27 protein-coding genes are annotated in these 26,735 nt (G+C 70.0%); 14 read left to right on the forward strand and 13 right to left on the reverse strand.

What is annotated here, in order from left to right:
- Positions 1 to 67 precede the first annotated feature (67 nt).
- Together FHG71_RS00590 and FHG71_RS00595 are read right to left on the reverse strand one after the other, a co-directional pair.
- Positions 68 to 307, reverse strand: a complete 240-nt coding sequence (locus FHG71_RS00590) for a DUF1150 family protein (protein ID WP_139079663.1) — start codon at positions 305 to 307, stop codon at positions 68 to 70.
- Positions 304 to 726, reverse strand: coding sequence for an Hsp20 family protein (locus FHG71_RS00595; RefSeq protein WP_139079664.1), 423 nt, complete (start codon positions 724 to 726; stop codon positions 304 to 306). Before FHG71_RS00595 ends, FHG71_RS00590 begins: the two co-directional genes overlap by 4 nt.
- Before the next feature lie 163 nt (positions 727 to 889).
- Here FHG71_RS00595 and FHG71_RS00600 point away from each other — a divergent pair, with 163 nt between their 5' ends.
- From FHG71_RS00600 to FHG71_RS00615, 4 genes are all read left to right on the forward strand, one after another.
- The gene (locus FHG71_RS00600) at positions 890 to 1,108 is read left to right on the forward strand and encodes a YdcH family protein (protein ID WP_139079665.1); all 219 of its coding nucleotides are present in this window, start codon (positions 890 to 892) and stop codon (positions 1,106 to 1,108) included.
- The gene (gene purE, locus FHG71_RS00605) at positions 1,108 to 1,587 is read left to right on the forward strand and encodes a 5-(carboxyamino)imidazole ribonucleotide mutase (RefSeq protein WP_176559220.1); all 480 of its coding nucleotides are present in this window, start codon (positions 1,108 to 1,110) and stop codon (positions 1,585 to 1,587) included. Before FHG71_RS00600 ends, purE begins: the two co-directional genes overlap by 1 nt.
- Positions 1,580 to 2,644 (forward strand): 5-(carboxyamino)imidazole ribonucleotide synthase, encoded by a 1,065-nt coding sequence (locus tag FHG71_RS00610; protein ID WP_139079667.1) that lies wholly within the window; start codon positions 1,580 to 1,582, stop codon positions 2,642 to 2,644. The genes purE and FHG71_RS00610 overlap by 8 nt, the downstream gene beginning before the upstream one ends.
- A gap of 155 nt (positions 2,645 to 2,799) precedes the next feature.
- Complete coding sequence (locus FHG71_RS00615; protein ID WP_139079668.1) at positions 2,800 to 3,243, forward strand: NUDIX domain-containing protein; 444 nt, start codon at positions 2,800 to 2,802, stop codon at positions 3,241 to 3,243.
- Positions 3,244 to 3,490: 247 nt separating this feature from the next.
- Here the strand turns inward: FHG71_RS00615 and FHG71_RS00620 are convergent, their stop codons facing one another.
- The 4 genes from FHG71_RS00620 to FHG71_RS24115 all read right to left on the reverse strand — a co-directional run bounded on the left by FHG71_RS00620 (position 3,491) and on the right by FHG71_RS24115 (position 8,160).
- On the reverse strand, positions 3,491 to 4,345 hold the full coding sequence (locus FHG71_RS00620) for a GGDEF domain-containing protein (RefSeq protein WP_139079669.1): 855 nt from the start codon (positions 4,343 to 4,345) through the stop codon (positions 3,491 to 3,493).
- 129 nt (positions 4,346 to 4,474) lie between these two features.
- Complete coding sequence (groL, locus tag FHG71_RS00625) at positions 4,475 to 6,112, reverse strand: chaperonin GroEL (protein WP_139079670.1); 1,638 nt, start codon at positions 6,110 to 6,112, stop codon at positions 4,475 to 4,477.
- Positions 6,113 to 6,146: 34 nt separating this feature from the next.
- A complete protein-coding gene (gene groES / locus FHG71_RS00630) occupies positions 6,147 to 6,464 on the reverse strand; it encodes a co-chaperone GroES (RefSeq protein ID WP_139079671.1) in 318 nt (105 codons plus the stop codon).
- A 175-nt stretch (positions 6,465 to 6,639) separates the two neighbouring features.
- Complete coding sequence (locus FHG71_RS24115; RefSeq protein WP_139079672.1) at positions 6,640 to 8,160, reverse strand: BON domain-containing protein; 1,521 nt, start codon at positions 8,158 to 8,160, stop codon at positions 6,640 to 6,642.
- A gap of 407 nt (positions 8,161 to 8,567) precedes the next feature.
- Between FHG71_RS24115 and FHG71_RS00640 the strand changes: the two genes are divergently transcribed.
- The 8 genes from FHG71_RS00640 to FHG71_RS00675 all read left to right on the forward strand — a co-directional run bounded on the left by FHG71_RS00640 (position 8,568) and on the right by FHG71_RS00675 (position 15,361).
- Positions 8,568 to 8,819, forward strand: coding sequence for a hypothetical protein (locus FHG71_RS00640; protein WP_139079673.1), 252 nt, complete (start codon positions 8,568 to 8,570; stop codon positions 8,817 to 8,819).
- 37 nt (positions 8,820 to 8,856) lie between these two features.
- A complete protein-coding gene (locus FHG71_RS00645) occupies positions 8,857 to 9,897 on the forward strand; it encodes a TraB/GumN family protein (protein ID WP_139079674.1) in 1,041 nt (346 codons plus the stop codon).
- Between the two features lie 55 nt (positions 9,898 to 9,952).
- Entirely contained in the window at positions 9,953 to 10,876 is a 924-nt protein-coding gene (locus FHG71_RS00650) for a manganese-dependent inorganic pyrophosphatase (RefSeq protein ID WP_139079675.1), read from the forward strand.
- Positions 10,877 to 10,879: 3 nt separating this feature from the next.
- Positions 10,880 to 11,758, forward strand: a complete 879-nt coding sequence (locus tag FHG71_RS00655) for a TIGR01459 family HAD-type hydrolase (RefSeq protein WP_139079676.1) — start codon at positions 10,880 to 10,882, stop codon at positions 11,756 to 11,758.
- 110 nt (positions 11,759 to 11,868) lie between these two features.
- The gene (locus FHG71_RS00660) at positions 11,869 to 12,795 is read left to right on the forward strand and encodes a bifunctional riboflavin kinase/FAD synthetase (protein WP_139079677.1); all 927 of its coding nucleotides are present in this window, start codon (positions 11,869 to 11,871) and stop codon (positions 12,793 to 12,795) included.
- A complete protein-coding gene (locus tag FHG71_RS00665; RefSeq protein ID WP_139079678.1) occupies positions 12,788 to 13,243 on the forward strand; it encodes a YcgN family cysteine cluster protein in 456 nt (151 codons plus the stop codon). The genes FHG71_RS00660 and FHG71_RS00665 overlap by 8 nt, the downstream gene beginning before the upstream one ends.
- A complete protein-coding gene (locus tag FHG71_RS00670; RefSeq protein WP_139079679.1) occupies positions 13,240 to 14,310 on the forward strand; it encodes a threonine aldolase family protein in 1,071 nt (356 codons plus the stop codon). The genes FHG71_RS00665 and FHG71_RS00670 overlap by 4 nt, the downstream gene beginning before the upstream one ends.
- Positions 14,311 to 14,341: 31 nt before the next feature.
- Positions 14,342 to 15,361 carry a ribose-phosphate pyrophosphokinase gene (locus FHG71_RS00675; protein ID WP_139079680.1) on the forward strand — a complete coding sequence of 340 codons (1,020 nt, stop codon included), beginning with the start codon at positions 14,342 to 14,344 and terminating at the stop codon, positions 15,359 to 15,361.
- A gap of 103 nt (positions 15,362 to 15,464) precedes the next feature.
- Here FHG71_RS00675 and FHG71_RS00680 read toward each other — a convergent pair whose 3' ends face one another.
- The 7 genes from FHG71_RS00680 to FHG71_RS00710 all read right to left on the reverse strand — a co-directional run bounded on the left by FHG71_RS00680 (position 15,465) and on the right by FHG71_RS00710 (position 22,663).
- Positions 15,465 to 16,622, reverse strand: a complete 1,158-nt coding sequence (locus FHG71_RS00680; protein ID WP_176559221.1) for a sensor histidine kinase — start codon at positions 16,620 to 16,622, stop codon at positions 15,465 to 15,467.
- Positions 16,623 to 16,825: 203 nt separating this feature from the next.
- Positions 16,826 to 17,227, reverse strand: a complete 402-nt coding sequence (locus FHG71_RS00685) for a F0F1 ATP synthase subunit epsilon (protein WP_139079682.1) — start codon at positions 17,225 to 17,227, stop codon at positions 16,826 to 16,828.
- Positions 17,228 to 17,231: 4 nt separating this feature from the next.
- Positions 17,232 to 18,662 carry a F0F1 ATP synthase subunit beta gene (gene atpD, locus FHG71_RS00690; RefSeq protein ID WP_139079683.1) on the reverse strand — a complete coding sequence of 477 codons (1,431 nt, stop codon included), beginning with the start codon at positions 18,660 to 18,662 and terminating at the stop codon, positions 17,232 to 17,234.
- Between the two features lie 81 nt (positions 18,663 to 18,743).
- Positions 18,744 to 19,613 carry a F0F1 ATP synthase subunit gamma gene (locus FHG71_RS00695; RefSeq protein ID WP_139079684.1) on the reverse strand — a complete coding sequence of 290 codons (870 nt, stop codon included), beginning with the start codon at positions 19,611 to 19,613 and terminating at the stop codon, positions 18,744 to 18,746.
- Between the two features lie 15 nt (positions 19,614 to 19,628).
- On the reverse strand, positions 19,629 to 21,167 hold the full coding sequence (gene atpA, locus FHG71_RS00700) for a F0F1 ATP synthase subunit alpha (protein ID WP_139079685.1): 1,539 nt from the start codon (positions 21,165 to 21,167) through the stop codon (positions 19,629 to 19,631).
- A 1-nt stretch (position 21,168) separates the two neighbouring features.
- Positions 21,169 to 21,729, reverse strand: a complete 561-nt coding sequence (locus FHG71_RS00705) for a F0F1 ATP synthase subunit delta (RefSeq protein WP_139079686.1) — start codon at positions 21,727 to 21,729, stop codon at positions 21,169 to 21,171.
- 178 nt (positions 21,730 to 21,907) lie between these two features.
- Entirely contained in the window at positions 21,908 to 22,663 is a 756-nt protein-coding gene (locus FHG71_RS00710; protein ID WP_139079687.1) for a class I SAM-dependent methyltransferase, read from the reverse strand.
- A gap of 78 nt (positions 22,664 to 22,741) precedes the next feature.
- Here FHG71_RS00710 and gloB point away from each other — a divergent pair, with 78 nt between their 5' ends.
- Together gloB and clpA are read left to right on the forward strand one after the other, a co-directional pair.
- Complete coding sequence (gloB, locus tag FHG71_RS00715; protein WP_139079688.1) at positions 22,742 to 23,518, forward strand: hydroxyacylglutathione hydrolase; 777 nt, start codon at positions 22,742 to 22,744, stop codon at positions 23,516 to 23,518.
- A gap of 218 nt (positions 23,519 to 23,736) precedes the next feature.
- Positions 23,737 to 26,064 carry an ATP-dependent Clp protease ATP-binding subunit ClpA gene (gene clpA / locus FHG71_RS00720; protein ID WP_139079689.1) on the forward strand — a complete coding sequence of 776 codons (2,328 nt, stop codon included), beginning with the start codon at positions 23,737 to 23,739 and terminating at the stop codon, positions 26,062 to 26,064.
- The last annotated feature ends 671 nt before the right edge of the window (positions 26,065 to 26,735 follow it).

The following is a 26,735-nucleotide window of genomic DNA, read 5'->3' on the forward strand; positions in this document are numbered from 1 at the left end:
GGCTAAACCTGACACGACCGGCCACTAAATCAATCCCCCCTGCCCGCTGCGTCGCGGACAGGCCTCCTCAGTGAACGGTGACCGGAACCCGATCGTACTGGCGCGCAAGCACATAGGCCAGGTTGCGGTCCGCCACGAGAGCGAGTTGCTGGCCGTCCGCGTCATGGACGGCGAAGATCGTCTCGAGCTCGCCCGCCTGCTCGCGCAGCTCATCGGGAAGATCGGCGACCGCCACGGGCTTCACATACACGATGTGGGCGCCTAGCGCCTGAAGGTCCGGCTTGGGCCGGTGTGCGTCATAGTTCACTTGACCCCACTCCTCTTGATACGGACGGTCTGGACGACCGTCTCGGGGACATGGCGGGTCAGGTCGACGTGAAGGAGTCCGTTCTCCATCACCGCCTCTCCCACCTCAACGCCTTCGGCCAGCACAAAGCTCCGCTGGAATTGCCGTGATGCGATGCCCCGGTGCAGAAAAACCCGGCCCTGCTCGTCGTCGGTCTGCCGCCCGCGGATCACGAGCTGCCGGTCCTCGACGGTGATCGACAGGTCGGCTTCGGTGAAGCCGGCCACCGCGAGGGTGATCCGGTACGACCGATCCGAGGTCTGCTCGATGTTGTAGGGGGGGTATCCGTCGTTGCCCGTCTTGGCCGTCCGTTCCACCAGGCGTTCGAGCTGCTCGAAGCCAAGAAGGTACGGATGGGTTCCCAAGGTGAGTTTGGTCATTGCGACACGTCCTTTGCGCGAAAGCGACCGTCATGCGCGGCCCCCTGGATGGGCGGCCGCTCGTTGGGAATATGGGGAAGGCGGGGGCGTCCAGCAAGGCCTCCCGAGGGCTGGCCCCCGGAGGGTTGAACGGATAAAGTCGGCTCACCCTGGCGAGGACCCGATGAACATAACCACCGCGATGGACGAGGCCGAGGTGCTGCGCGTGGAGCTTGAGGTGCTCCGGCGCGAGCACCGGGATCTCGACGAGGCGATCCAGGCGCTCGAGGCCGAGGGGTCGCGCGACGTGCTGACGATCCGGCGCAAGAAGAAGGAGAAGCTCGTCCTGAAGGATCGCATCCGCCTGATCGAGGACCGGCTCCTGCCGGACATCATCGCCTGATGGCTCCCATCGGCATCATCATGGGAAGCCAGTCCGACTGGCCCACGATGCGCGAGGCCGCGCGCGTCCTGGACGAGCTGGGGCTGGGCCACGAGGTCCGCATCGTCTCGGCGCACCGCACGCCCGACCGGCTGTGGTCCTACGGCAAGGAGGCCCGCGCGCGCGGGATCAAGGTCATCATCGCAGGCGCCGGCGGCGCCGCGCACCTGCCGGGCATGATGGCCTCCAAGACCTCCGTGCCCGTGGTGGGCGTGCCGATCGAGACGCGCGCGCTAGGCGGGCTCGATTCTCTCTACTCCATCGTGCAGATGCCGCGCGGTTTTCCCGTGGCGACCATGGCCATCGGCGCCGCAGGGGCAGTGAACGCCGCCCTGATGGCGGCCGGCATCCTCGCCGTCTCGGACGACGCGCTCGCTCAGCGGCTCGACGCTTGGCGCGAGGCTCTCTCCGCCTCGGTTCCGGAGGTTCCCGTTGACTGACGCCTTGGCGCCCGGCGCCACTATCGGAATCCTCGGGGGCGGGCAGCTCGGCCGGATGCTGGCGATGGCTGCCGCCCGGCTCGGCTTCCACGTCCATATCTACGACCCCGACCAAGGCTGCCCCTCGGCCGAAGTGGCGCAGCGCACGACGCATGCGACCTATGAGGACGCCGATGCGCTGCGCGCCTTCGCGCAGTCCGTGGACGTGGTGACCTACGAATTCGAGAACATCCCGCCCGCAGCGCTCGACCTGATCGAAGCCGTCGTGCCGATCAGGCCCAATCGCCGGGCGCTGGCCACCTCGCGCGACCGGCTCACGGAAAAGACCTTCCTGCACGAACTGGGCCTCGGCACCGCGCGCTTCGCCGCGGTGGACGACGAGGACGACCTCCTCGCGGCCTTGGCCGTGATCGGTACCCCGTCGATCCTCAAGACCCGGACCCTGGGCTACGACGGCAAGGGGCAGGCGCGGATCATGTCCCCCGGTGAGACCAATTCCGCCTATGCCCAGATGGGCGGCCGTCCCGCCATCCTTGAGGGATTCGTGTCCTTTGACCGCGAGATCTCGGTAATCGCCGCGCGCGGGCTGGACGGGTCCGTGGCGGCCTACGATCCGGGTGAGAACGTTCACGAAGGTGGCATCCTGCGGACGACGACCGTGCCCGCGCGGCTTTCGCCCACGATGCGCTCGGACGCCGTTCTGGCGGCGGCGCGCATCCTGAACGCGCTCGACTACGTGGGTGTGCTGGGGGTGGAGTTCTTCGTGGCCCCGCAAGGGCTTCTCGTCAACGAGATCGCGCCGCGCGTGCACAACTCGGGCCACTGGACCGAAGCCGGCTGCCTTGTCGACCAGTTCGAGCAGCACATCCGCGCGGTCAGCGGCCTGCCGCTCGGCGACGGCTCGCGTCACGCCGATGTGGTGATGGAAAACCTGATCGGTGACGACATGGACCGTTTGCCCGACCTCCTGAAGGAGGGGGCGCGACTTCACCTCTATGGCAAGGCCGAGACGCGCGATGGCCGCAAGATGGGCCACGTGAATCGCCTGCGGCGGTGACGAGCACTCCATAGGGCTGTCCTCGCCCAGCTCTCCGGCCCGCCCCATGGCGGCCAGTCCGGGGGCGCTGAGGGCTGGACGTCATGGCTCCACGAACCCTGACCCGGTCGCAGGCACCCCTTGCCTCCCCCGGCCTGAGCGGTCACGCTTCGGGCATGCCGACACCCCGCCTTGCTGTCCGTGCGGTCATACTGCGGGACGACCGCCTCCTCGTCGTGAACGCCTGGAAGGGGCGCACCCATCTGTGGTGCGCGCCGGGAGGTGGCGTCGAGTTGCATCAGTCCCTGACCGACGCCTTGGCTCGCGAGGTGCGCGAAGAGACCGGCCTGGGGATCGAGGTCGGCGAGCCTTGCCTGGTCAACGAGTTCCACGATCCCCACGGCCCCTTCCATCAGGTCGACATCTACTTCCGCTGCCGGATCACCAGCGGCGCTCCCGACGGCGATTGGGTCGATCCCGAGGGGGTCGTGTCGCACCGGCTCTGGGTCACGCGAGCCGAAATGGCGTCGCTCCGGGTCAAGCCGGACAGCCTCGCGGCGGTGGCCTGGGACGGCGCCGATGCCATCACCTACGACCCCTTGGAGCCCATCGTTCGTTGATCCGGCGGCAGAGGCGGCGTTCGTCCGGCGTCTGGCGACGTGCGGCGGATGATCTGAAACTCAAGCTCGGCCAGTCAGGCTCTCCCAAGCCTCTCGAGCTGTTCTTCTCCGCCAGTCGGACAGCTGGAAACCAGAGAACCGCTCGAGGTCAGGCCGTCCGACTGGGGCAAGCTGACAGGTCCTCGGATCAAAGGATCGGGCACACCGGCCTGAGCGAACCTGCGCCTCCCTCGCCCGACTCTCGCCATCAGGCCGCGTCGAGCAGCGTCGAGGCCTCGCAGATACGGCTCTGGGTCCTCAGACGCGCCTGGGACAGCGCGGATTTGGCCCGCTGCAGCACCGGGTCACCATCCGGGCCGCCCATGTGCTGGGCCAAGCCCACCGAGATCGTCACCGGGCCACCCTTGGTGCGCACCCGCATCTCCACGGCGCGGCGCAGGCGCTCGGCCACCCCGCGCACCGTCTCGGGCGCGAGGGCCGGCAGGAGCGCCACAAAATCCTGGTCGTCGAGCCGCGCCAGGACGTCGCCGGGACGGAGCGTCGCGCGCGCCTGCCGGACGAGGGTGCGCAGCGCCTCATCCTCGGCATCGCGGCCCCAGCGGTGACGGATCGTGTCCAGGTCGTCCACGCCGAAGCGCAGGACCCAGCCCGGCGCCCCGCCCGCCATCTCGGCCTCGAGTCCCCGCTGGTTGAGCGCGCCGGTCAGGGGATCGATGTCCGACACCGAGCGAGCCCCGCCCATGACGAAGCTGGCCTGGTCCATGAGCCGGTTGACCTGCCGCATCAGGCGGCCGGGCTCGTCCCCGAAGGTCTTGGGCAGGTGGCCGGGGTGCCAGCCCTCCTGCCAGTCGTCGAGATGCGCCGCCAGGAGGCGCAGCGGCTGCAGGAGGGCCTGGAGAAGGACGAGGACGACGGCGGTCCAGGCCAGCGCCGCCCCGGCCGCGACGCCCGCTCGCCAGGGATCGGAGAGCGCACCGGAGTCGTGACGGAGAAGGGCCACGAGGGCGCCGAGCGGAACGAGGATGCCCAGGGCCGCGACCAGGGCGATCTTGGCGCCGAAGCTGCGCGGGAAGACGCGCGACAAGAGGCGGTAAAGCCACATGGAAGCCTCATGGGATGTCTCTTCCCGCAAGCCTCTCAGAAGTGGATGAAGAGCAGGTTAACGGGCGCATCCGAATGCAGAAAGGGCGCCCGAAGGCGCCCTTTCCGTGGATGCTGGTCGTGAGGACGATCAGAAGTCGCCCATGCCGCCCATGCCGCCGCCGGGCATCGCCGGGGCCTTGTCGTCCTTGGGCTTGTCCGCGACCATCGCTTCGGTCGTGATGAGCAGGCCCGCCACCGACGCGGCGTCCTCGAGGGCGGTGCGGACCACCTTGGCGGGGTCGATCACGCCGAAGGCGAACATGTCGCCGTACTCTTCGGTCTGGGCGTTGAAGCCAAAGGCCTTGTCGTCCGATTCACGGACCTTGCCGGCGACCACGGCGCCATCGACGCCCGCGTTCTCGGCGATCTGGCGCATCGGGGCTTCGAGGGCCCGACGGACGATGGTGATGCCGGCGTCCTGGTCGGAGTTCACGCCCTTGAGGTCCTTGAGCTGCTTCGCGGCCTGCACGAGGGCCACGCCGCCGCCGACCACGATGCCTTCCTGGACGGCCGCGCGGGTCGCGTTGAGCGCGTCATCGACGCGATCCTTGCGCTCCTTGACCTCGATCTCGGTCATGCCGCCCACGCGGATCACGGCCACGCCGCCAGCGAGCTTGGCGACCCGCTCCTGCAGCTTCTCGCGGTCGTAGTCCGAGGTGGTTTCCTCGATCTGGTTGCGGATCTGGGCCACGCGGGCTTCGATCTCGGCCTTCTCGCCGGCGCCGTCGATGACGGTCGTGTCATCCTTCTTAATGATGACCCGCTTGGCGCGGCCCAGCATGTCGATCGTGACGTTCTCAAGCTTCATGCCGAGGTCTTCGGAGATGACCTGGCCGCCCGTGAGGATCGCGATGTCCTGGAGCATGGCCTTGCGGCGGTCGCCGAAGCCCGGAGCCTTGACGGCCGCGACTTTGAGGCCGCCACGGAGCTTGTTGACCACGAGCGTGGCCAGCGCCTCGCCTTCCACGTCCTCGGCGATGATGAGGAGCGGACGCTGCGATTGGATCACGGACTCGAGCAGCGGGACCATCGGCTGCAGCGACGAGAGCTTCTTCTCGTGCAGCAGGATGATCGCGTCGTCGAGCTCGGCGGTCATCTTGTCGGCGTTGGTCACGAAGTAGGGCGACAGGTAGCCGCGGTCGAACTGCATGCCTTCGACGACTTCGACTTCCGTCTCGAGGCCCTTGTTCTCCTCGACGGTGATGACGCCCTCGTTGCCGACCTTCTGCATCGCGTCGGCGATGAAGCGGCCGATCTGGGCTTCGCCGTTGGCGGAGATGGTGCCGACCTGGGCGACCTCGTCCGAGTCCTTCACGGGACGCGAGGCGGACTTGATCTCGCCGATGACCTTCTGGACGGCGAGGTCGATGCCGCGCTTGAGGTCCATCGGGTTCATGCCGGCGGCGACCGACTTCATGCCTTCGGTCACGATCGCCTGGGCGAGCACGGTGGCGGTGGTGGTGCCGTCACCCGCCTCGTCGTTGGTGCGCGAAGCAACTTCGCGGACCATCTGGGCGCCCATGTTCTCGAACTTGTCCTCGAGCTCGATCTCCTTGGCGACGGTGACGCCGTCCTTGGTGATCCGGGGGGCGCCGAACGACTTGTCGATGACGACGTTGCGGCCCTTCGGGCCCAGCGTCACCTTGACGGCGTTGGCAAGCGTGTTGACGCCGCGCAGCATGCGGTTGCGGGCATCGGTGTCGAACTTGACGTCCTTGGCAGCCATAGTCTGCTGTCTCCTAGGGTGTCAGATGTTGAAATCAGGCGGCGGCGGCTTGGGAAGCGGAGGTCTCGATGATGCCGAGAATGTCCGATTCCTTCATGATCAGGTATTCCTGGCCATCGATGGTGACCTCGGTCCCCGACCACTTGCCGAAGAGGATGCGGTCGCCGGCCTTGACGGCGGGCGCGATCAGCTCGCCCGAGTCCTTGCGGGCGCCTTCACCGACGGCGATCACTTCGCCCTCGGCCGGCTTTTCCTTGGCGGAGTCGGGGATGATGAGCCCCCCCTTGGTCTTCTCTTCGCTCTGCACGCGGCGCACCAGCACCCGGTCGTGAAGCGGCTTGAACGAGGCCATTGTGAAGCTCCCAGTGTTCTTCGTGTTCGATCCCTGGTGTGTTAGCACTCACCAGCCGGGAGTGCTAGCGGCGTCGAGATAGGAAAACGCTTCGCGGCTGTCAACGGGGTCGGTCACCGAAACGCGACCGGCCGCCCGAAGGCGGCCGGTCCATGCCGATCCCGAAAGGGCCGGGTCAGGTGCGGCTGGTCGAGCCCGAGCTTCCCGACGACCCGGTGCCGGTCGACCCGGACATGGAGCCGGTGCTGCCCGAGGTGCCCGACGAGGCGGTGCTCGACGAGCCCGAGCCGCTCAGCGACGAGCCGGTCGAGGACCCGTAGGTCGTGCCCGAGCTTCCGCCGGTCGAGGAGCCGGACGAGCCGCTGCCCGACGAGCCGAAGAGGGACCCGGACGAGCCGCCGAAGCCGGAGGACTGGCTTTCGATGCGCAGGTTGTTCTGGACGTGCTTCACGCCCGAGACGTCGTCCGCGACATCCTCGGCCCGGCGCTTCTCGTAGCGCGAGTTCACGGTGCCCGAGAGCGTGACCTCGCCGTCCTTGACCGACACGTCGATCTCGGAGGCGTCGATGCCCGCGTAGGACAGGCGCTCGTTCACGTCCTCCTCGATGCGCTGGTCGGAGCGGGTGTAGCCCTTGGGCCCGCGGCCGCGCTGCTGGCCTTGGCCCTGCTCGCCGCCGAAGCCCAGCGCCGAGGCCGCCGCGCCGATCAGGCCGCCGACGAGCCCGCCGCCGTAGTTGCCGCCCTGCTGGCCGGACTGGCCGCTGAACTGGCTCTGCTGGTCATGGCCCTGCGAGCCGTAGCCCTGGCCATAGCCGCCCTGCGACCCGTAGCCTTGACCGCCATAGCCGCCCTGCTGGCCGCCATAGCCACCGCCGTACTGGCTCTGCTGCCCGTAGCCGCCATGGGACTGGCTTCCCTGACCGTAGCCGCCCATGCCGACGCCGCTCTGGCCGTAGCCGCCGTGCTGCTGGCTCCCTTGGCCGCCGTACTGGCTCTGCTGGTGGCCGCCATGGCCGTAGCCGCCCGAGGAGCCGTAGCCGCCCTGGCCGCCGTAGCTGGACCCGCCGCCCTGCGAGCCCTGCCCCGCGCCGCCGAAGCCGCCCGTGCCCTGGCCGTAGCCGCCTTGGCCGAAGGTCGAGCCCGACTGCTGGCCGTAGCCGTAGTTGTGCTGGCTGCTGCCCTGGTTGTGCTGGCCGCCCTGGCCGTAGCCGTAGCCGCCCATGCCGAAGCCGCCCTGCCCGCCCTGCGAGCCGTAGCCGCCCTGGCTGCCGCCGTAGCTGCCCGAACCCATGTCGGCGTAGCTCTGCGAGCCGCCCATGCCGCCCGAGCCATAGCCCGACTGGCCATAGGAGCCGCCGCCCTGCGAGCCCGCGAAGCCCGAGCCCATCCCGCTGCCCGAGCCGTAGCCGCCCGAGGAGCCCATGCCCCCAATGCCCTGGCTCTGGTGCGGCTGGCTGCCGCCATAGGAGCCGCCGTAGCTGCCGCCCGACTGCCCGTAGCTCCCGCCCATGCTGTAGCCGCCGCCTTGGCCCTGCTGGCCACCCGACTGCCCGTGCTGGTGCTGCTGGCCGCCCGTCATCGAGCCGGGGCCGCCGCCATAGCCGGTGCGGCTGTCGTAGTCGCCGCGCTGGCTGTGATCCTGCTGGTTCTGACCGCTGCCGTACCGGCGGTCGTTGTCATGATCATTCTGGGCCATCTTCTCCTCCTGAGTTGACTGCCCGAATCCCGGAGACCCCGACGCGGGGCCATGCGGACTCAGCAGGGCGAAAACCCTCTTCCCAAAAGTCTGTTCCATCCGTTCCAGGCGCGCCCGCCCCATGAGCAGAGATGCGCGGATGACGCCCAGCGACCGGGCAGAGCGAAAACCTGCCGCTCACGAAGGATCACGCTGGCGCGACGGGATGCCGCATGCTAGGTGCCCGGACGTGGCGGAAACCATTCGCCACCGATGACGGAGGCTGCCCCATGCACCGAGGATCCCTCACCGCCGCCTGCTGAAGGCGCCCGCAGCCCCCGGCCGCGTCCGCGCGGTCGTTCCAACCAGTCCCGGACTCATCGACCGACCTCTTCGCTGGGCCGGGATCTCATTGCGAGACCCACATCATGACTCCGTTCCTGCCTCCGGTGGACCACCGGATCGCGTCCCCGTCGCTGCCCTATGAGGAGCGGCGGACCTTGCGCCGTTCGGCCCCCGAGCGGCTGCGCTTCGATCTCCCCGCGCCCGGCACCCCGGTCGCCCCCCGCGCGCTGGCCCCCGCCCCGCCTGTGCGAGCCCCATCGCGGCTGCGCGTGCGGATCGGGCTCGCGCTGATGGCCTGGGGCCGCCGGCTCGCCATGCCGTCGCAGGGGCCCTGAGCTTGCGGCGCGGGCGGCAGGCGCTAGTCTGCCGCCCATGCTCCGCTCGCTTCTCCGCCGCGCCGTACCGGCGATCGTCCTTGCCCTCGGGGCCACCGCCGCCGCCGCAGGCTGCGAAGGCGGCCCGAGCCTCCTCGACCGCCTCGACGCCACCGCGCGCGCCGAACTGGCCGCGCGCGGGGCGGCCCAGCCCTTCGGTCAGGGCCTCCTCTGGTCCGCGACCAGGGGCGAGGCGCAGGCGGTCGTGGTGGGCACCATGCACCTCTTCGACGACCGCCACCTTCCCCTGTCCGAGGCTCTGCGCCCGGCCATCGAGGCGGCCGACCTGCTCCTCCTCGAAGCCACGCCCGAGGAGCGACGTGCGCTGGAGCGCGCCATCGTCGAGGAGCCCGCGCGCGTCCTCATCACCGAAGGCCCGACGCTGCCAGACCTGCTGGGCGACGACTGGACTGCGATGTCCGACGCCCTGCGCGAACGGGGGATGCCGCCCATCCTCGCCGCGAAGTTTCGACCCTGGTTTCTTCTGGTGTCGCTGTCCCTGCCCGCCTGCGCCATGGCCGACGCGCAGGCCGGCCGCGAAGGGCTCGACGGACTCCTGACCGACGCCGCCCTGGCGGCCGGCACGCCCATGGCCGCGCTCGAGCCCTGGGACACCGTGTTCCGCCTCATGGAGGACACGCCCGAGGCCGAGCAGATCGACGCCCTTCGCGCGGCGCTGGCCGATCCCGGCCTCAACGAGGAAGCCACGGTGGCGATGATGGACGGCTACTTCGCCGGACGGACGGGCGAGATCCTGGAGATGTCCCGCCTCGCGGCCGAGTTCCTCCCCGAGGACGAGCGGGAGGGTGCGCTGGCCGGCGCCGAGGCGATCGAGGAAGACCTTCTCCTTGCCCGCAACCGCGCCTGGGTCCCCGTGATCGAGGAGGCGGCCGCCGCGAATCCCCGGCTGGTCGTGGCCGCCGGCGCCGGGCACCTGCCCGGCGAGGAGGGCCTCCTCCAGCTTCTCGCGGACCGCGGCTGGACGGTGACCCCGCTCGATGCGGCCGACTGCTGCGCAAGGGTCTGGGACGCGCCGTGACAAGCGCGCCCGGGGGGGCTAGAACGCAGCCGACCTCCACAGCGGACACTTCCCCATGACCACCTTCGTCTTCGGCCACAAGTCGCCCGACACCGACTCGACCTGCTCGCCCCTCGTCTGGGCCTGGTTCCTGTCGCACCACCAGCCCGGCGCAGCCGAGGCCCGGCTGCTGGGCACCCCCAACACCGAGGCGCAGTTCGTCCTCAAGCGCTGGGGCTTCGACGAGCCCGAGCACATGCTCGACGTCGAGGACGGCCAGCCGGTGGTCATCGTGGACACCAACAACCCGGCCGAGCTGCCCGCCAACATCAACCGCGCCGACATCAGGGCGATCATCGACCACCACAAGCTGGTGCCGGGGATCGAGACCAAGAACCCCATCGAGGTGACGATCCGCCCGCTGGCCTGCACCGCCACGCTGATGTGGCAGCTCATGGGCGGCCACGCGGGCCACGCCCCCGAGAGCATCAAGGGCCTGATCCTGTCGGCGATCCTGTCCGACACGCTCGAGTTCCGCTCGCCCACCACGACCGACTTCGACCGCCGCCTGGCCGAGCACCTGGCGCAGGACCTGGGCATCGAGATCCCCTCCTACGCGGCCGAGATGTTCGCGGCCAAGTCCGACGTGTCGCGCTTCTCGGACGAGGAGCTGCTGCGCATGGACTCGAAGGAGTACAACGTCGACGGCGTGGAGTTCCGCGTCTCGGTGCTGGAGACCGTCGCCCCCCAGACGATCCTGTCGCGCAAGGATTCGCTCGTGGCGACCATGCCCAAGGTCGCGGCCGAGGACGGCGCGCAGCAGGTCCTGCTGTTCGTCATCGACATCCTCAAGGAGGAGGCGACCCTCCTCGTCCCGAACGAGCTGACCCGGAAGGTGGCCGAGGCCTCGTTCGGCGCCACCGTATCGGGCGACACCGTGGTGCTGCCGGGCATCCTGTCGCGCAAGAAGCAGATCATCCCGGCTCTGAAGGTGGCCTGACCCGTGGCGCAGATCGTCCAGAGCTTCGCGGAGATCGCGGACCGCTACGACGCGGCCTTCGTGGACCTCTGGGGCTGCATGCACAACGGCCTGCACGCCCATCCCGAGGCGGTGGAGGCCATGCGGGCCTACCGCGCGCGGGGCGGCAAGGTGGTCCTCGTGACCAACGCCCCCCGTCCCCGCGCGAGCGTGGAGGCCCAGATCGAGCGCCTGGGCATCCCCCGCGACTCCTGGGACGCCATCGCCACCTCGGGCGACGCCGCGCGCGTGGCGCTGTTCCAGGGCGCCATCGGGTCCAAGGTCTGGTTCATGGGCGGGCCCCATGACCGGGTCTTCCTGGAGCCGCCCAATATCGTGACGGACCCGGTCCCCGTGCAGGAGGTTCCCCTGGCCGAGGCCGAGGGGATCGTCTGCTGCGGCCCCTTCGACCCCCACGCCCATCCGGACGTGAACCGGCCGGACTTCCTGCTCGCCAAGTCCAAGGGCATGAAGCTCCTTTGCGCCAACCCCGACATCATCGTGGACCGGGGCGAGGACCGCGAATGGTGCGCCGGCGCGCTCGCCAAGCTCTACGACGAGATGGGGGGCGAAAGCCTCTACTTCGGAAAGCCGCATCCCCCGATCTACGACCTCGCCCGCCGCCGCCTCGCGGCCTTGGGAGAGCTTCCGCCCGACGAGCGCATCGTCTGCGTGGGCGACGGCATCGGCACCGACATCCTGGGCGCCGTGGGCGAAGGGCTCGACTGCCTCCTCGTGACCGGCGGGCTCTTCGCGCGCGAGACCGGAACCGACCCCGGCGGGCAGCCCGACCCGGGGGCGCTCGCGACCTTCGAGGCCGCCGAGAAGCTGACCGCGACCTACGCGATCGGGTTCCTGCGCTGACCCCCGGGAGGGCTGCCTGCCCTCCCGGACCTCCCGAGGATACTTGGGACCAAAGGAAGGTGAAGCCGGCTCGGGTTGCGCCTGCGCCGCTTGAGGGCTAACCAGCCGCCATGCGCATCCTCCGCGACCGTCACGCCATTCCGCCCGAGGCCCGGGGCGCCTCGGCCGCCATCGGGAACTTCGACGGCGTGCACCTGGGCCACCAAGCCGTCATAGACCGCGCGCGCCGTCCGGGCGTGCCCCTGGGCGTCGTCACCTTCGAGCCGCATCCCCGGGAATGGTTCGCCCCGGACTCCCCGCCCTTCCGGCTGATGAACGCCCAGGCCAAGGCGCACCGGCTCCAGATGCTGGGGGTCGACAGCCTCTTCGAACTGACCTTCGACGGCGCGCTGGCGTCGCTCTCGCCCGAGGCTTTCGTGCGCGACGTGCTGGCCCGCGACCTGGGACTCTCGCACGCGGTCGTGGGCGCCGACTTCCGCTTCGGCCAGGGCCGGGCGGGCACGGCGGAAACCCTGCGGGACCTGGGCCCCGACGCGGGCATCGACGTCTCCATCGCCCCCATGGTCGAGGTGGGCACGGACGAGGTCTCCTCGACCGCCATCCGTCAGGCGCTGGCCGACGGCCGCCCCCGGGACGCGACGCGGATGCTCGGCCACCTGCACCGCATTGAGGGGCCGGTGATCCGGGGCGACCAGCGCGGCCGGACGCTGGGCTATCCGACCGCCAACATGAGCATCCAGGGCCTCCACCCGCCCCGCTTCGGCGTCTACGCCGTCAGGGCCGACATCCTCGACGGGCGCCACGCCGGCAGCTACCACGGCGCGGCCTCCATCGGGGTGCGGCCCATGTTCGGCGTCAACACCCCTAACTGCGAAACTTTCCTCTTCGACTTCTCCGCCGACATCTACGGCGCGACCCTCTCCGTCGCGCTCGTCGACTTCCTGCGGCCCGAGATGGTGTTCGACGGCCTGCCCGGCCTCATCGCCCAGATGGACGCCGACTGCGCCCGCGCGCGAGAGATCCTGGCCCATGCCTGACGACCTGCGCCCCCGCTTCTGGAATCTGCCGCTCAAGGACCTCACCCGCCCCGAATGGGAGGCGCTCTGCGACGGCTGCGGCAAGTGCTGCCTCAACAAGCTCGAGGACGAGGACACGGGCGAGGTGGCGCTGACCCGCGTCGCCTGCCGCCTGCTCGACGGGACGACCTGCCGCTGCACGAAGTACCAGACCCGGCACGACCATGTGCCCGAATGCATCGTCCTGACCCCCAAGTCGATCCGCAAGAACCTCTACTGGCTGCCCCAGACCTGCGCCTACCGCCTTCGCCACGAGAACCGGCCCCTGGAGGACTGGCACCCGCTTTTGTCAGGCGACCCGGACAGCGTCCACCGCGCGGGCGTCTCGGCTGCGGGCCACACCGTCTCCGAGGTCGAGATCTCGGACGACGAATGGGAGGACCACATCATCGAGGAGCCCGGCACGTGAACTTCGCCTCCGACAACGCCGGCCCCGTCCACCCGCGCGTGATCTCCGCCCTGATCGACGCCAACGAGGGCCACGCGCCCGCCTACGGCGCCGACCGCTGGACCGCCGACGCCGTGGAGCGCATCCGCGACGCCTTCGAGGCACCCGAAGCGGCGGTGCATCTGGTGGCGACCGGCACGGCGGCGAACGCGCTGGCGCTGGCCACCCTGGCCCGGCCCTGGGACGCCATCTTCTGCACCGCGGTGGCGCATATCCACGAGGACGAGTGCAACGCGCCCGAGGCCTTCTCCGGCGGCGCCAAGCTCCTCGCCCTCCCTGCCCCGCAGGCCAAGCTGACGCCCGAGGTCCTGCGCCCCGCGATGGCGGCGCTGGGCAGCGTCCACGGCCCCCAGCGCGGCCCCGTGTCGATCACGCAGGCGACCGAGAAGGGCACCGTCTACGCGCTGGACGAAATCCGCACCCTCACGGCCTTGGCACGCGAGTTCGGCGTCCGCACCCATCTCGACGGCGCGCGCTTCGCCAATGCGCTGGTCCACCTCGGCTGCACCCCGGCCGAGATGACCTGGAAGGCCGGCATCGACGCCGTGAGCTTCGGCGGCACCAAGAACGGGCTCATGGGCGTCGAGGCGGTTGTGATCTTCGACCCCGCCCAGTCCTGGGAGCTGGAGCTGCGCCGCAAGCGCGCGGCGCACCTGTTCTCCAAGGGCCGCTACCTCGGCGCGCAGATGGCGGCCTACCTGACCGACGGGCTCTGGCTCGACATGGCGCGCGCCGCGAACGCCTCGCTCTCGCTCCTCGTCGAGGGGCTGCGCGCCCTGGGCCACGCCCCTGAATGGGAGCCCGAGGCCAACCTCGTCTTCGTCCGCCTGCCCCGCGCGACGCACCAGCGACTGCGCGCGGCGGGCGCGACCTACCATCTCTGGGAAGGCCCCCTAGACGCGGGCGACCCCGAGGAGCCCCTGCTCTGCCGCCTCGTCTGCGACTGGTCGGTCGGGCCGGGCACGGTCGACCGCTTCCTCGCGATCGCCGCGGGGCGCCCTGTTCCGTCCGCGCCGGGCCCGTGCTAGGGCGCGCGCGCGCCCACAGGAGTCCCCCTCGATGCCCGTCCATGTCGAACCCAAGCTGATCGCCGGCAACTCGAACGTCCCGCTCGCCAAGGCGATCGCCCGGCGGATGTCGCTCCATCGCGGCGTCGCCGTGGAGCTGGTGGGCGCCCGCGTGGAGCGCTTCAACGATCAGGAGATCTTCGTCGAGGTCTTCGAGAACGTCCGCGGCGAGGACATGTTCGTCATCCAGAGCACCTCGAACCCGGCGAACGACTCGCTGATGGAGCTGCTCATCATGACCGACGCGCTGCGCCGCTCCTCGGCGCACCGCATCACGGCCGTGATCCCCTATTTCGGCTACGCCCGCCAGGACCGCCGCGCCAAGGCCCGCACGCCCATCAGCGCCAAGCTGGTGGCGAACCTGATGACGACGGCGGGCATCGACCGCGTCCTCACGCTCGACCTGCACGCCGCGCAGATCCAGGGCTTCTTCGACGTGCCGGTGGACAACCTCTACGCCGCGCCCGTCTTCGCTCTCGACATCGAGCACCACTTCAACGGCCGGATGCGCGAGATGACGGTGGTCTCGCCCGACGTGGGCGGCGTGGCGCGCGCGCGGGAACTGGCGCAGCGGATCGGCGCAGGCCTCGCCATCGTCGACAAGCGCCGCGCCCGCCCCGGCGAGATCGCCGAGATGACGGTGATCGGCGACGTGAAGGACCAGATCTGCGTGATCGTGGACGACATCTGCGACACCGCCGGGACGCTCTGCAAGGCGGCCGAGCTCCTCTGCGAGCACGGCGCCAAGGAAGTCCACGCCTACATCACCCATGGCGTGCTGTCGGGCCCGGCGGTCGAGCGGGTGTCGAAGTCGATGCTCAAGAGCCTCGTCATCACCGACTCGATCGAGCCCACCGCCGCGGTCCGGAACGCGCCCAACATCCGCATCGTCCCCACGGCGCCGATGTTCGCCCAGGCGATCCTGAACATCTGGAACGGCACCTCGGTCTCGTCGCTCTTCGAGGCCGACAGCCTCGCGCCGATCTACGAAGGCATGTACACGCGGGGCTGAGGCCCCTGACGCGGCCAGCCTGCCCCGCGCAGCCGGGGCTGCAGCTTCTGACCGAATGGCGGACGAAGGCTCCGGAGGTCGCGGTCCAACGAAGGAGAGCCGGTCAGGCCGGGCACCGCAGGGCGAAGCGCGCACCGGGGCCTTGGTTCCCGGCCTCCAGCTGTCCCTCGATCTGCTGGGTCAGCGACACCACCAGGCGCATCCCCAGACCCCGGCTCTGGGCCGGGTCGAAGCCGGGCGGCAGCCCCGGCCCGTCGTCGGCGACCACCAGCTCCAGCTCGCCCCCGACGTGCCGGAACACGAGCCGCAGCGTCGAGCCCCCGTCGGCGCGGCGGGCGTGCTTGAAGGCGTTCATCAGCAGCTCCGCCGCGATCAGCCCCAGCGGCACCGCGAGGTCGGGCGCCAGCTCCACCCCTTGGGCCTCCACCTGAAGCGCCACGTCGTCCCGCGCCAGCGAGGTCACCAGATCCGCCGCCAGGGCCTGCAGGTAGGCGCCGAACTCCACGCGATCGGCGGTGGAGCTGCGATAGAGCTGGTCGTGGATGCGCGCGATGGTCGTCACCCGGTCCGAGGCCTCGGCCAGCGCCGTGCTCGCCTCGGGGGTCGAGGCCGCGCGCTGCTGCATGGCGAGGACCGAACTGACCAGCATCAGGCTGTTCTTGATGCGATGGTCGATCTCGCGCGCCATCAGGCGCCGGTCGCTCAGGGCGCGCTCGATCTCGAGGGCCAGCCCCAGGGTGTTCGCCAGCGCCTGCAGGAAGTCCGCGTCATGGGCCGAAAAGGCCCCGGGATCGCGGCTGTCCGCCTCCAGCACCCCGAAGGGCTCGCCCTCGCCCTGCACGATGACGTTGATCGCCCGCACCACCCCATGCTCGGCGAGGAGCCGGGGCGTGCGGAAGCGCGTCTCGCGGCCCAAGTGGTTGGAGATCACCGGCTCCCCGGTGCGGAAGGCGTAGCCCGCCGGGCTCTCCAGGTCCGCGCCCACATGCGCGCGCCCGACCAACTCGGGCGCCCAGCCGACGCCCGCGCGCAGCAGGAAGTCGGGCTCGCCCTTGCGCCGCTCCAGCACCTTCGCGAAGCGGACCCGCAGCCCCTCGGCTGCGACCCGGCAGACCTCGCCCAAGAGCCGGTCCAGTTCCGGATCGCGCAGCGCGTAGCGCCCGAACTCGGCCACCAGCGCCTGCTGCGCCAGCCGGCGCTCCAGCTCTTCCCGGGGGCCAGGGGGCGCGACGGTGGATTCAGGGGTGACGTCGATCTTCACGGGCGAGCCGTCCTTCCGGGCGAAAGCGCCCCGGTCCAGCCGTGGACGGGGCCCGAGATCCGCACGGGGCACGGCGGACCTGCCGGCAGGAGCTTCACGGCCGGTCCGCTTCCTTAGCATGCGGCGTCCCAATGGCAAGGGGCCAGCCGACGTCTGGTCGGCTGGCCCCCGCTCGCCCCGAAGGGCAACGTTCTTCGCCGCCGTCAGCGGGCGCCGATCGCCTCGACATCCGCGAGCGCCTTGGCGGCCTCGTCCACGCGGGTCGTGTCGCCGGTCGCGCGGGCGGCCTCCATGGCCTCGCGCGCCTCGGCGACCATGCGGGCATGGACGTCCGCCGTCACCTCGGCGCGGGGGAGCGCCTGCTCCGCCAGCACCGAGACGCCGGCGGCCGTGATCTCGGCGAAGCCGCCCGAGACCACGAAGTCCTCGGTCCCGCCCGCATGGATCACGCGCAGCACGCCCGGCCGCAGCGTGGTGATGGTGGGGACATGCCCCGCCATCGCCGTGAGGTCCCCGTCGGTGCCGGGGATCTGGACCTCGCGGGCCTGGACGGAGGACAGCCTCCGCTCCGGGCTCACGAGGTTGAACTCAAGCGTGTCCGCCATCGTGTCAGGCCGCCTGCGCCAGACGCTCGGCCTTGGCGATCACTTCCTTGATGCCGCCGACCATGTAGAAGGCCGCTTCCGGCAGGTGGTCGTATTCGCCGGCCACCACCGCCTTGAAGGACGCGATGGTTTCCTCGATCGGGACCTGCACGCCGGGCGAGCCGGTGAAGACCTGCGCCACGTCGAAGGGCTGCGACAGGAAGCGCTGGATTTTGCGGGCGCGCGACACGGTCAGCTTGTCGTCCTCGGACAACTCGTCCATCCCGAGGATGGCGATGATGTCCTGGAGCGACTTGTAGCGCTGCAGGATGCCCTGCACGGCGCGGGCGGTCTCGTAGTGCTCGCGGCCCACGACTTGCGGGTCGAGGATGCGCGAGGTCGAGTCGAGCGGGTCCACGGCCGGGTAGATGCCTAGTTCCGAGATCGCGCGCGACAGCACCGTGGTGGCGTCGAGGTGCGCGAACGAGGCGGCGGGCGCCGGGTCGGTCAGGTCGTCGGCCGGCACGTAGATGGCCTGCACCGAGGTGATCGACCCGTTCTTGGTCGAGGTGATCCGCTCCTGCAGCACGCCCATGTCGGTGGCGAGCGTCGGCTGATAGCCCACGGCCGAGGGGATGCGGCCCAGCAGCGCCGACACTTCCGAACCGGCCTGGGTGAAGCGGAAGATGTTGTCCACGAAGAACAGCACGTCCGTCCCGGAGGCGTCGCGGAACTGCTCGGCGATGGTCAGGCCGGTCAGGGCCACGCGGGCGCGCGCGCCCGGCGGCTCGTTCATCTGGCCGTACACCAGGGCCACCTTGGACTTCTCCAGGTCGTCCATGTTGATGACGCCGGACTCGATGAACTCGTGGTAGAGGTCGTTCCCCTCACGCGTCCGCTCGCCCACGCCGGCGAACACGGAGAAGCCCGAGTGCACCTTGGCGATGTTGTTGATGAGCTCCTGGATGAGCACGGTCTTGCCCACGCCGGCGCCGCCGAAGAGGCCGATCTTCCCGCCCTTGGAATAGGGGGCGAGCAGGTCGATGACCTTGATGCCGGTCACGAGGATCTGCGACTCGGTCGACTGCTCCTCGAAGGCCGGAGCCTCGGCGTGGATCGGCCGGGTCTCGGTCGCGGCGACGGGGCCACGCTCGTCCACGGGCTCGCCCACGACGTTGAGGATGCGGCCCAGCGTGCCCACGCCCACGGGGACGGAGATCGGCGAGCCGGTGTCGGCGACGCGGGCGCCGCGCACGAGGCCGTCGGTCGCGTCCATGGCGATGGCGCGGACAGTCGATTCGCCCAGGTGCTGCGCGACCTCAAGGATGAGGCGCCTGCCGTTGTTGGTGGTTTCGAGGGCGTTCAGAATCGCGGGCAGGTGCCCTTCGAACTGAACGTCCACGACGGCGCCGATCACCTGGGTGATCTTGCCGCTGGGGGTCGCGTCCAATGCCATTGCGTCTCTCCTGCGTGTCGGGCGGGGGCCCGGGCCCCCGATATGTTGGTCGGCCGCCGGGGCGGCCAGGGGGCGCGGGCCTTAGACCGCCTCCGCCCCCGAGATGATCTCGATCAGTTCCTTGGTGATCGCGGCCTGGCGGCTCCGGTTGTACTGGATCGTCAGCCGGTCGATCATGTCGCCTGCGTTGCGGGTCGCGTTGTCCATGGCGGACATCCGCGCGCCCTGCTCCGAGGCGGCGTTCTCCAGAAGAGCGGCGAAGATCTGCGTGGCCACGCCGCGCGGCAGCAGGTCCGCCAGGATCTGTTCCTCGCCGGGCTCGTAGTCGTAGCTCGCGGAGGCCGCCCCTGTGTCCTCGAAGGTCGCCGGGATCACCTGCTTCGCGGTCGGGACCTGGCTGATCACCGACTGGAAGCGGTTGTAGAAGATCGTCGCCACGTCGAACTCGCCCGCCTCGAAGCGGGCGATGACGTCGCGGGCGATCCGCTGGCCGACCGCGTAGCCCAGCTTCCGCTCGCCCGAGAGATCGACGTGAGCCACGAAGTACGACCCCAGGTCGCGCCGCAGCGCGTCCCGGCCCTTCTTGCCCACGGTCAGGATCTTCACGGTCTTGCCGGCGGCCAGCAGCCGCTGCGCCTCGAGCCGCGCCATCCGGGCGATGGACGAGTTGAACGCGCCGCAGAGCCCGCGCTCCGAGGTCATCACGACGAGCAGGTGCACCTCGTCGCGGCCCGTGCCGGCCAGGAGGGCCGGCGCGGAGGGCGAGCCCGCCGTTCCGCCCGCGAGCCCCGCCATCACGGCGTTGAAGCGCTCGGTGTAGGGACGCGCCGCTTCCGCCGCGTCCTGGGCGCGGCGGAGCTTGGCCGCCGCGACCATCTGCATCGCCTTGGTGATCTTCCGCGTGGATTTCACCGATGCGATGCGGTTCTTCAGGTCCTTAAGGCTGGGCATCCCTGTCCCGTCCCCTTACGCGAAGTCGCGGGCGAACTCGTCGATCGCGCCGCGCAGCATCTGCTCCGCTTCGCCCGCGATCTTCGGGTCCTTGGTGGTCAGGAAGTCGAGCACGTCCCGGCGACGGTTGCGCAGGTGCGCGATCAGCCCGGACTCGAAGCGGCCGACCTGGGCCACGGGCAGCTTGTCGAGGTAGCCCTTGGTGCCCGCGTAGATGACCGCCACGATCTCGGCGTTGGTCAGCGGCGAGTACTGGGGCTGCTTCATCAGCTCCGTCAGGCGCGCGCCCCGGTTCAGGAGCTGCTGCGTCGAGGCGTCGAGATCCGAGCCGAACTGCGCGAAGGCCGCCATCTCGCGGTACTGCGCGAGCTCCAGCTTCACGGGACCGGCGACCGACTTCATGGCCTTGGTCTGGGCCGAGGAGCCCACCCGCGACACCGACAGACCCGTGTTCACCGCCGGGCGGATGCCTTGGTAGAACAGTTCGGACTCGAGGAAGATCTGGCCGTCGGTGATCGAGATCACGTTGGTCGGGATGTAGGCCGAGATGTCGCCGGCCTGCGTCTCCACGATGGGAAGCGCGGTGAGCGAGCCCGAGCCGTTGTCCTCGTTCAGCTTGGCCGAACGCTCCAGCAGGCGCGAGTGGAGGTAGAACACGTCGCCCGGATAGGCTTCGCGGCCCGGCGGACGGCGCAGCAGCAGCGACATCTGGCGGTAGGCCACGGCCTGCTTGGACAGGTCGTCATAGATGATCACGGCGTGGCGGCCGTTGTCGCGGAAGTATTCCGCCATCGCGGTCGCGGCGTAGGGCGCGAGGAACTGCATCGGCGCGGGGTCCGAGGCGGTCGCGGCCACGACGATGGTGTAGGCGATCGCGCCGGTCTCCTCGAGACGGCGGACGAGCTGCGCCACGGTCGAGCGCTTCTGGCCCACGGCGACATAGACGCAGTAGAGCTTCTTCGACTCGTCGTCGCCCGCGGCCTCGTTGTAGACCTTCTGGTTGATGATCGTGTCGAGCGCGATGGCCGACTTGCCGGTCTGGCGGTCGCCGATGATCAGCTCGCGCTGGCCACGGCCGATCGGGATCATGGCGTCCACGGCCTTGAGGCCGGTGGCCATCGGCTCGTGCACCGACTTGCGCGGGATGATGCCCGGGGCCTTCACGTCGGCCACGCGCATCTCGGCCGCGGCGATCGGGCCCTTGCCGTCGAGCGGGTTGCCCAGCGCGTCGACGACGCGGCCCAGCAGCGCGTCACCGGCGGGCACGGACACGATGGACTGCGTGCGCTTGACGACGTCGCCTTCCTTGATGTCCCGGTCCGAGCCGAAGATCACGCAGCCGACGTTGTCGGCCTCGAGGTTCAGCGCCATCCCCTGGATGCCGCCGGGGAACTCGACCATCTCGCCGGCCTGGATGTTGTCGAGGCCGTAGACGCGGGCGATGCCGTCGCCCACCGACAGCACCCGGCCCACCTCGGCCACCTCCGCCTCGCGGCCGAAGTTCCTGATCTGGTCCCGAAGGATCGCCGAAATCTCGGCCGCTTGGATCGCCATCTTATCCGACCTCTTTCATCATGTTCTGCATACGGCCGAGCTTCGCGCGGATCGAGGTGTCGATCATGCGCGAGCCCACCCTCACGACGAGGCCGCCGATCAGCGACTCGTCCACTCTGACCCGTAGTCTCACGGCCTTGCCCTCGCGGGCGGCCAGCGTCTCGCCCAAGTTGCGCTCCTGCTCGGCCGTCAGCGGCTGGGCGGTCACGACCTCGGCCATGATCTCGCCGCGCGCCTCGCTCAGCCGCTCGCGCAGGACGGCGACGAGTTGCGGCAGCACGAAGAGCCGCCGCTTCGAGGCCATCAGGCCCAGCACGTTGCGCATCACCGGGCTCAGCCCCATGCGGTCGGCGATGGCCAGGATCGCCCCGCCCTGCTCGTCCCGCGAGTAGATGGGAGAGGAGATGAGCATCCGCAGGTCGGCGCTGTCCTCCAGCGCGGCCTCGAGCGCATTGAGGTCGGCCTCCACGCCGTCCAGCGTTCCGTCCTCTCGCGCGAGGTCGAAGACGGCCTGGGCATAGCGGTTGGCGATGCCGGTCGAGATCGAAGCTGGTTCGGACACGTCCACCCTTCCGTTTTGTCGTTGGCCCCCGGTCGCCGCAGCGCAGAATTCCTGCGCCAAGCGTCCGCCCAGGGCCCGGCCCCGGCGGAGCGTTCGTTCGCGGGCGCATCTAGCAGAGCCCCACGGGGGTCGCAACACGCCTAAGGGTGTATTTGGGATACAGGACGCCGCAGCGCCCCTAGGACTGGACGGGCCGCCGCCCGGCGGGCGCGGGAAAGCCTTCGAGGATGGGGATAGGCCGCCGCACGGCCTCGGCAAGGCCCGGCCGCGTGGGATTCGGCACCTGCTTGGAGACCTCGACCATCAGCACGCCGCCGGCCGCGAAGACCGGCCAGTGCCGGCCCGCCTGCTCCATCATGCCGCCCACGCGCCGCCACATCCGCCGGGTCGAGGGCGGCTGGTAGAGCGCCGAATGCCCCGCCTCGATGACGAAGCGGTGCCGCCGCAGCACCACCTCCAGTTGCCCCATCGAATAGGGCCGCCCATAGCCGAAGGGCGTGGCGTCCGAGCGCGACCAGAGCCCCGCGCGGTTCGGCACCACGAAGACCGCCCGCCCCCCCGGCCCCAGCACGCGCCAGCACTCCTCCAGCAGCGCCGCCGGATGCTCGCTCACCTCCAGCCCGTGCATGACCACCAGCTTGTCCACGAAGCCCGTGGACACGGGCCAGAGCGTCTCCTCGCACAGAAGCGACACGTTGGGCTGCCCCGCGGGCCAGGGCATCACCCCCTGCGGCCCCGGCATCAGCCCCAGCACCCGCCGCGCCTGCTGGAGATAGGGCCGCAGCAGCGGCACCGCGAAGCCGTAGCCCGCCACCGTCTGCCCCTTCGCCTCGGGCCAGAGCCCCAGGAGTTCGTCGCGGATGACCCTTTGCGCCGCGCGCCCCAGCGCGCTGCGGTAATAGAAGTCGCGAAGCTCCGTCACGTCGAGATGCATGGGCCGGGTCGGATTGCGGGTCGCCCGCCGCTCGGGCAGGGTCGCACCGACCTTAAGCCAAGAAAAGGCGCCCCTGCCATGCCCAACCACGCCGCTCCGCTTCAGCTCGTGACGGTCCCGTGCCTTCAGGACAACTACGCCTTCCTGCTGCACGACGAATCCACCGGCGAGACGGCCCTGGTCGACGCCCCCGAGGCCGCGCCCATCCAGGCCGAACTCCGGCGCCGCGGCTGGCAACTCGACACCATCCTTCTCACCCACCATCACGACGACCACGTCCAGGCCGTGGGGGCGCTGCGAGAGGGCGCCGAGGTGATCGGCGCCGCCGCCGACGTGAACCGGCTGCCGCCCCTCGACCAGGCCGTGACCCCCGGCGAGCCTCTCGTCGTCTGTGGCGAGGAGGTGCAGGTCCTCGACGTGCCCGGCCACACCGTGGGCCACGTGGCCTACCACTTCCCCCGGTCCCGCATCGTCTTCACCGCCGACAGCCTCATGGCCCTGGGCTGCGGCCGCCTCTTCGAGGGCACGGCCGCGCAGATGTGGGACTCGCTGAAGCGCCTGCGCGCGCTGCCGCCCGACACCACCGTCTGCTCGGGCCACGAATACACGCAGGGCAACGCCCGCTTCGCGCTGTCCGTCGACGGGGGCAACGCCGCGCTCCAGGCCCGCGCCGAATCCGTCCGTCAGGCGCGCGACCGGGGCGAGCCCACCGTGCCCTCGCGCCTTTCGGACGAGATCGCGACCAACCCCTTCTTGCGCGCCGACGATCCCGTTCTTAAGTCCGCGCTGCGGATGGACGGCCGCCCCGACGCCGAGGTCTTCGCCGTTCTCCGTTCCGCGAAGGACAGGTTCTAGGATCGCCCAGGAAACGGGCGCTCCGGGACGCCCGGGCCCTCTCCGGACCGCCGCCGCGCCCCTGCCATGGCGCCGGCTCCCAACTGCATGGGATCGTGATCGGTCTGCCCAAAAAAATCGCTTGAAGCGCGGGCGCAAACACCGATCTTTAAACACAAGAGGCCCAAGGTCGGGACGGGCCCGCGCCCATCCCGGCCCCCGACAGAGGAGCACGCCAAGTGCCGTCTTTCTCGACCACTCTCGAGCAGTCCATCCATCAGGCGCTCGCGATCGCCAACGCCAAGCGCCACGAGCTCGCGACGCTTGAGCACCTGCTCCTCGCCCTCATCGACGAGCCTGACGCCGCCCGCGTCATGCGCGCCTGCTCGGTCGACCTCAAGGAGCTTCGCAAGAACCTGGAGGACTTCATCGACGACGACCTGTCCACCCTCGTCACCGACGTCGAGGGGTCCGAGGCCGTGCCGACGGCCGCCTTCCAGCGCGTGATCCAGCGCGCCGCCATCCATGTCCAGTCCTCGGGCCGCACCGAGGTGACGGGCGCCAACGTCCTTGTCGCGATTTTCGCGGAACGGGAATCGAACGCCGCGTATTTCCTGCAAGAGCAGGACATGACCCGCTACGACGCCGTGAACTTCATCGCGCACGGCGTGGCCAAGGACCCCGCTTTCGGGGAATCCCGGCCGATCACGGGAGCCGGCTCCTCCTCGAAATCCGAGGAGCACGACAAGTCCGAGTCCGCCGATGACAAGGAGAGCGCCCTGTCCAAGTACTGCGTCGATCTCAACGCCAAGTCCCGCAAGGGCGACGTGGACCCCCTCATCGGCCGCGAGGAGGAGGTTGAGCGCTGCATCCAGGTGCTCTGCCGCCGCCGCAAGAACAACCCGCTCCTCGTCGGCGACCCCGGCGTGGGCAAGACCGCCATCGCGGAAGGCCTCGCCTGGAAGATCGTCAACGGCGAGGTGCCGGACGTGCTCGCGGGCGCGACCATCTTCAGCCTCGACATGGGGGCGCTGCTGGCCGGCACCCGCTACCGCGGCGACTTCGAGGAACGCCTCAAGGCCGTGGTGTCGGAACTCGAAGGCCACCCCGACGCCGTGCTCTTCATCGACGAGATCCACACCGTGATCGGCGCGGGGGCGACCTCGGGCGGCGCGATGGACGCCTCGAACCTCCTCAAGCCCGCGCTGCAGGGCGGCAAGCTGCGCTGCATGGGCTCGACCACCTACAAGGAGTTCCGCCAGCACTTCGAGAAGGACCGCGCCCTGTCGCGGCGCTTCCAGAAGATCGACGTGAACGAGCCGTCGGTGGAAGACACCGTGAAGATCCTCACGGGCCTCAAGCCCTACTTCGAGGAGCATCACAACATCAAGTACACCTCCGACGCGATCCGCATCGCGGTGGAGCTGTCCGCCCGCTACATCAACGACCGCAAGCTGCCCGACAAGGCGATCGACGTGATCGACGAGGCGGGCGCCGCGCAGCACCTGATGCCCTCCAGCAAGCGCCGCAAGACCATCGGCGCCAAGGAGATCGAGGCCGTCGTGGCCAAGATCGCCCGCATCCCGCCCAAGAACGTCTCCAAGGACGACGCCGAGGTGCTCAAGGATCTCGAAGGCAACCTCAAGCGGGTGGTGTTCGGCCAGGACGACGCCATCGTGGCGCTGTCGTCGGCGATCAAGCTCGCCCGCGCCGGCCTGCGCGAGCCCGAGAAGCCCATCGGCAACTACCTCTTCGCCGGCCCCACCGGCGTCGGCAAGACCGAGGTGGCCAAGCAGCTCGCCGACACGCTGGGCGTGGAGCTGCTGCGCTTCGACATGTCGGAATACATGGAGAAGCACGCCGTCTCGCGGCTCATCGGCGCCCCTCCGGGCTATGTGGGCTTCGACCAGGGCGGGATGCTGACGGACGGGGTGGACCAGCACCCGCACTGCGTGCTGCTGCTGGACGAGATCGAGAAGGCGCACCCGGACGTCTACAACATCCTCCTGCAGGTGATGGACCACGGGAAGCTCACCGACCATAACGGCCGGGCGGTGGACTTCCGCAACGTGATCCTGATCATGACGTCGAACGCGGGCGCCGCGGACATGGCCAAGGCCGCCATCGGCTTCGGCCGCGACCGGCGCGAAGGCGAGGACACCGCCGCCATCGAGCGGATGTTCACGCCCGAGTTCCGCAACCGCCTCGACGCCGTCATCTCCTTCGCGCCGCTCGCCAAGGAGACGATCATGCAGGTGGTCGAGAAGTTCGTCCTCCAGCTCGAGGCGCAGCTCATGGACCGCAACGTCCATATCGAGCTCTCGCCCGAGGCCGCCGCCTGGCTGGGCGAGAAGGGCTACGACGACCGCATGGGCGCGCGTCCCCTGGGCCGCGTGATCCAGGAGCATCTCAAGAAGCCGCTGGCCGAGGAGCTGCTCTTCGGCAAGCTGACCAAGGGCGGCGTGGTCCGCGTGGGCGTCAAGGACGACCGGCTCGATCTCCAGATCGACGCCGCCGCCCCGCCGCGCCTCACGGACAACAAACCGCCGCTGCTCACCGCCGAGTGAGCCCCTGCCACGACCTTCGGACGCCGCCCTTCGGGGCGGCGTCCGTCGTTTCGGGAGGCCCCGCTCCCGTTTCCGTGCCCACGCGGGGCGGAACCCACTGGCCCTCCTGCGCGTCCTTTCCTTGACTGCCACCAGCAAGGACCGGACCCATGAAACGGCTTCTCGCCTTCGCGGCTATCGTCCTGGCCAAGCGTTTCCTGCGCAAGCGCTAGGACTGGAAGGGGGCGCCGCCGGCGTCCCCTTCCCGGCCCGCCGTCAGTCCCCCACCCTGCCTCGCCCGATCCCTTCTCCGCACGGCCTCACAGGTGTTGCGCGAAACGGGGTGGGACCGTTCGGTGGTGCTACGTTTTCTTAACCTCTTTCCGGCCAGACTGGTCCCACATCGCGGGGCCGGTGGCGGGGCATGACTCTCCCGTCCTCGGAAGGCACCCCCGCCTCGCTCTTTGCAGGTCTTCGAAAGAGTGCCTTCGGACCACTGGGACCACCCCCAGCCGCCGCGCGTCGTGGACGCGCCCCCTGCCCGCCCGGAGTGGCGTCCCGCGGGCAGCCTGCGGAGGCCGTCCCCTGGCCGGGGAAACGCTCCGCCTCCCATCCCTCCGCCTTGCCCTCGCGGCCGGGACGACCCCGCGCGGCCCGATGCGCCCAGGCCTCGATGCCCTTTCCGCCTCGGG

It is taken from the genome of Rubellimicrobium roseum (assembly GCF_006152145.1).
GTDB lineage: Bacteria > Pseudomonadota > Alphaproteobacteria > Rhodobacterales > Rhodobacteraceae > Rubellimicrobium > Rubellimicrobium roseum.

Coding starts and splice junctions, on each gene's coding strand:
- FHG71_RS00620 (WP_139079669.1), bottom strand. CDS start 4,345: ATGTGGCTTTACCGCCTCTTGTCGCGCGTCTTCCCGCGCAGCTTCGGC.
- FHG71_RS00600 (WP_139079665.1), top strand. CDS start 890: ATGAACATAACCACCGCGATGGACGAGGCCGAGGTGCTGCGCGTGGAG.
- groL (WP_139079670.1), bottom strand. CDS start 6,112: ATGGCTGCCAAGGACGTCAAGTTCGACACCGATGCCCGCAACCGCATG.
- FHG71_RS00710 (WP_139079687.1), bottom strand. CDS start 22,663: ATGCATCTCGACGTGACGGAGCTTCGCGACTTCTATTACCGCAGCGCG.
- FHG71_RS00685 (WP_139079682.1), bottom strand. CDS start 17,227: ATGGCGGACACGCTTGAGTTCAACCTCGTGAGCCCGGAGCGGAGGCTG.
- FHG71_RS00660 (WP_139079677.1), top strand. CDS start 11,869: ATGCGCATCCTCCGCGACCGTCACGCCATTCCGCCCGAGGCCCGGGGC.
- groES (WP_139079671.1), bottom strand. CDS start 6,464: ATGGCCTCGTTCAAGCCGCTTCACGACCGGGTGCTGGTGCGCCGCGTG.
- atpA (WP_139079685.1), bottom strand. CDS start 21,167: ATGGCGATCCAAGCGGCCGAGATTTCGGCGATCCTTCGGGACCAGATC.
- purE (WP_176559220.1), top strand. CDS start 1,108: ATGGCTCCCATCGGCATCATCATGGGAAGCCAGTCCGACTGGCCCACG.
- FHG71_RS00650 (WP_139079675.1), top strand. CDS start 9,953: ATGACCACCTTCGTCTTCGGCCACAAGTCGCCCGACACCGACTCGACC.
- gloB (WP_139079688.1), top strand. CDS start 22,742: ATGCCCAACCACGCCGCTCCGCTTCAGCTCGTGACGGTCCCGTGCCTT.
- FHG71_RS00640 (WP_139079673.1), top strand. CDS start 8,568: ATGACTCCGTTCCTGCCTCCGGTGGACCACCGGATCGCGTCCCCGTCG.
- FHG71_RS00595 (WP_139079664.1), bottom strand. CDS start 726: ATGACCAAACTCACCTTGGGAACCCATCCGTACCTTCTTGGCTTCGAG.
- FHG71_RS00645 (WP_139079674.1), top strand. CDS start 8,857: ATGCTCCGCTCGCTTCTCCGCCGCGCCGTACCGGCGATCGTCCTTGCC.
- FHG71_RS00695 (WP_139079684.1), bottom strand. CDS start 19,613: ATGCCCAGCCTTAAGGACCTGAAGAACCGCATCGCATCGGTGAAATCC.
- FHG71_RS00615 (WP_139079668.1), top strand. CDS start 2,800: ATGCCGACACCCCGCCTTGCTGTCCGTGCGGTCATACTGCGGGACGAC.
- FHG71_RS00675 (WP_139079680.1), top strand. CDS start 14,342: ATGCCCGTCCATGTCGAACCCAAGCTGATCGCCGGCAACTCGAACGTC.
- FHG71_RS00665 (WP_139079678.1), top strand. CDS start 12,788: ATGCCTGACGACCTGCGCCCCCGCTTCTGGAATCTGCCGCTCAAGGAC.
- atpD (WP_139079683.1), bottom strand. CDS start 18,662: ATGGCATTGGACGCGACCCCCAGCGGCAAGATCACCCAGGTGATCGGC.
- FHG71_RS24115 (WP_139079672.1), bottom strand. CDS start 8,160: ATGGCCCAGAATGATCATGACAACGACCGCCGGTACGGCAGCGGTCAG.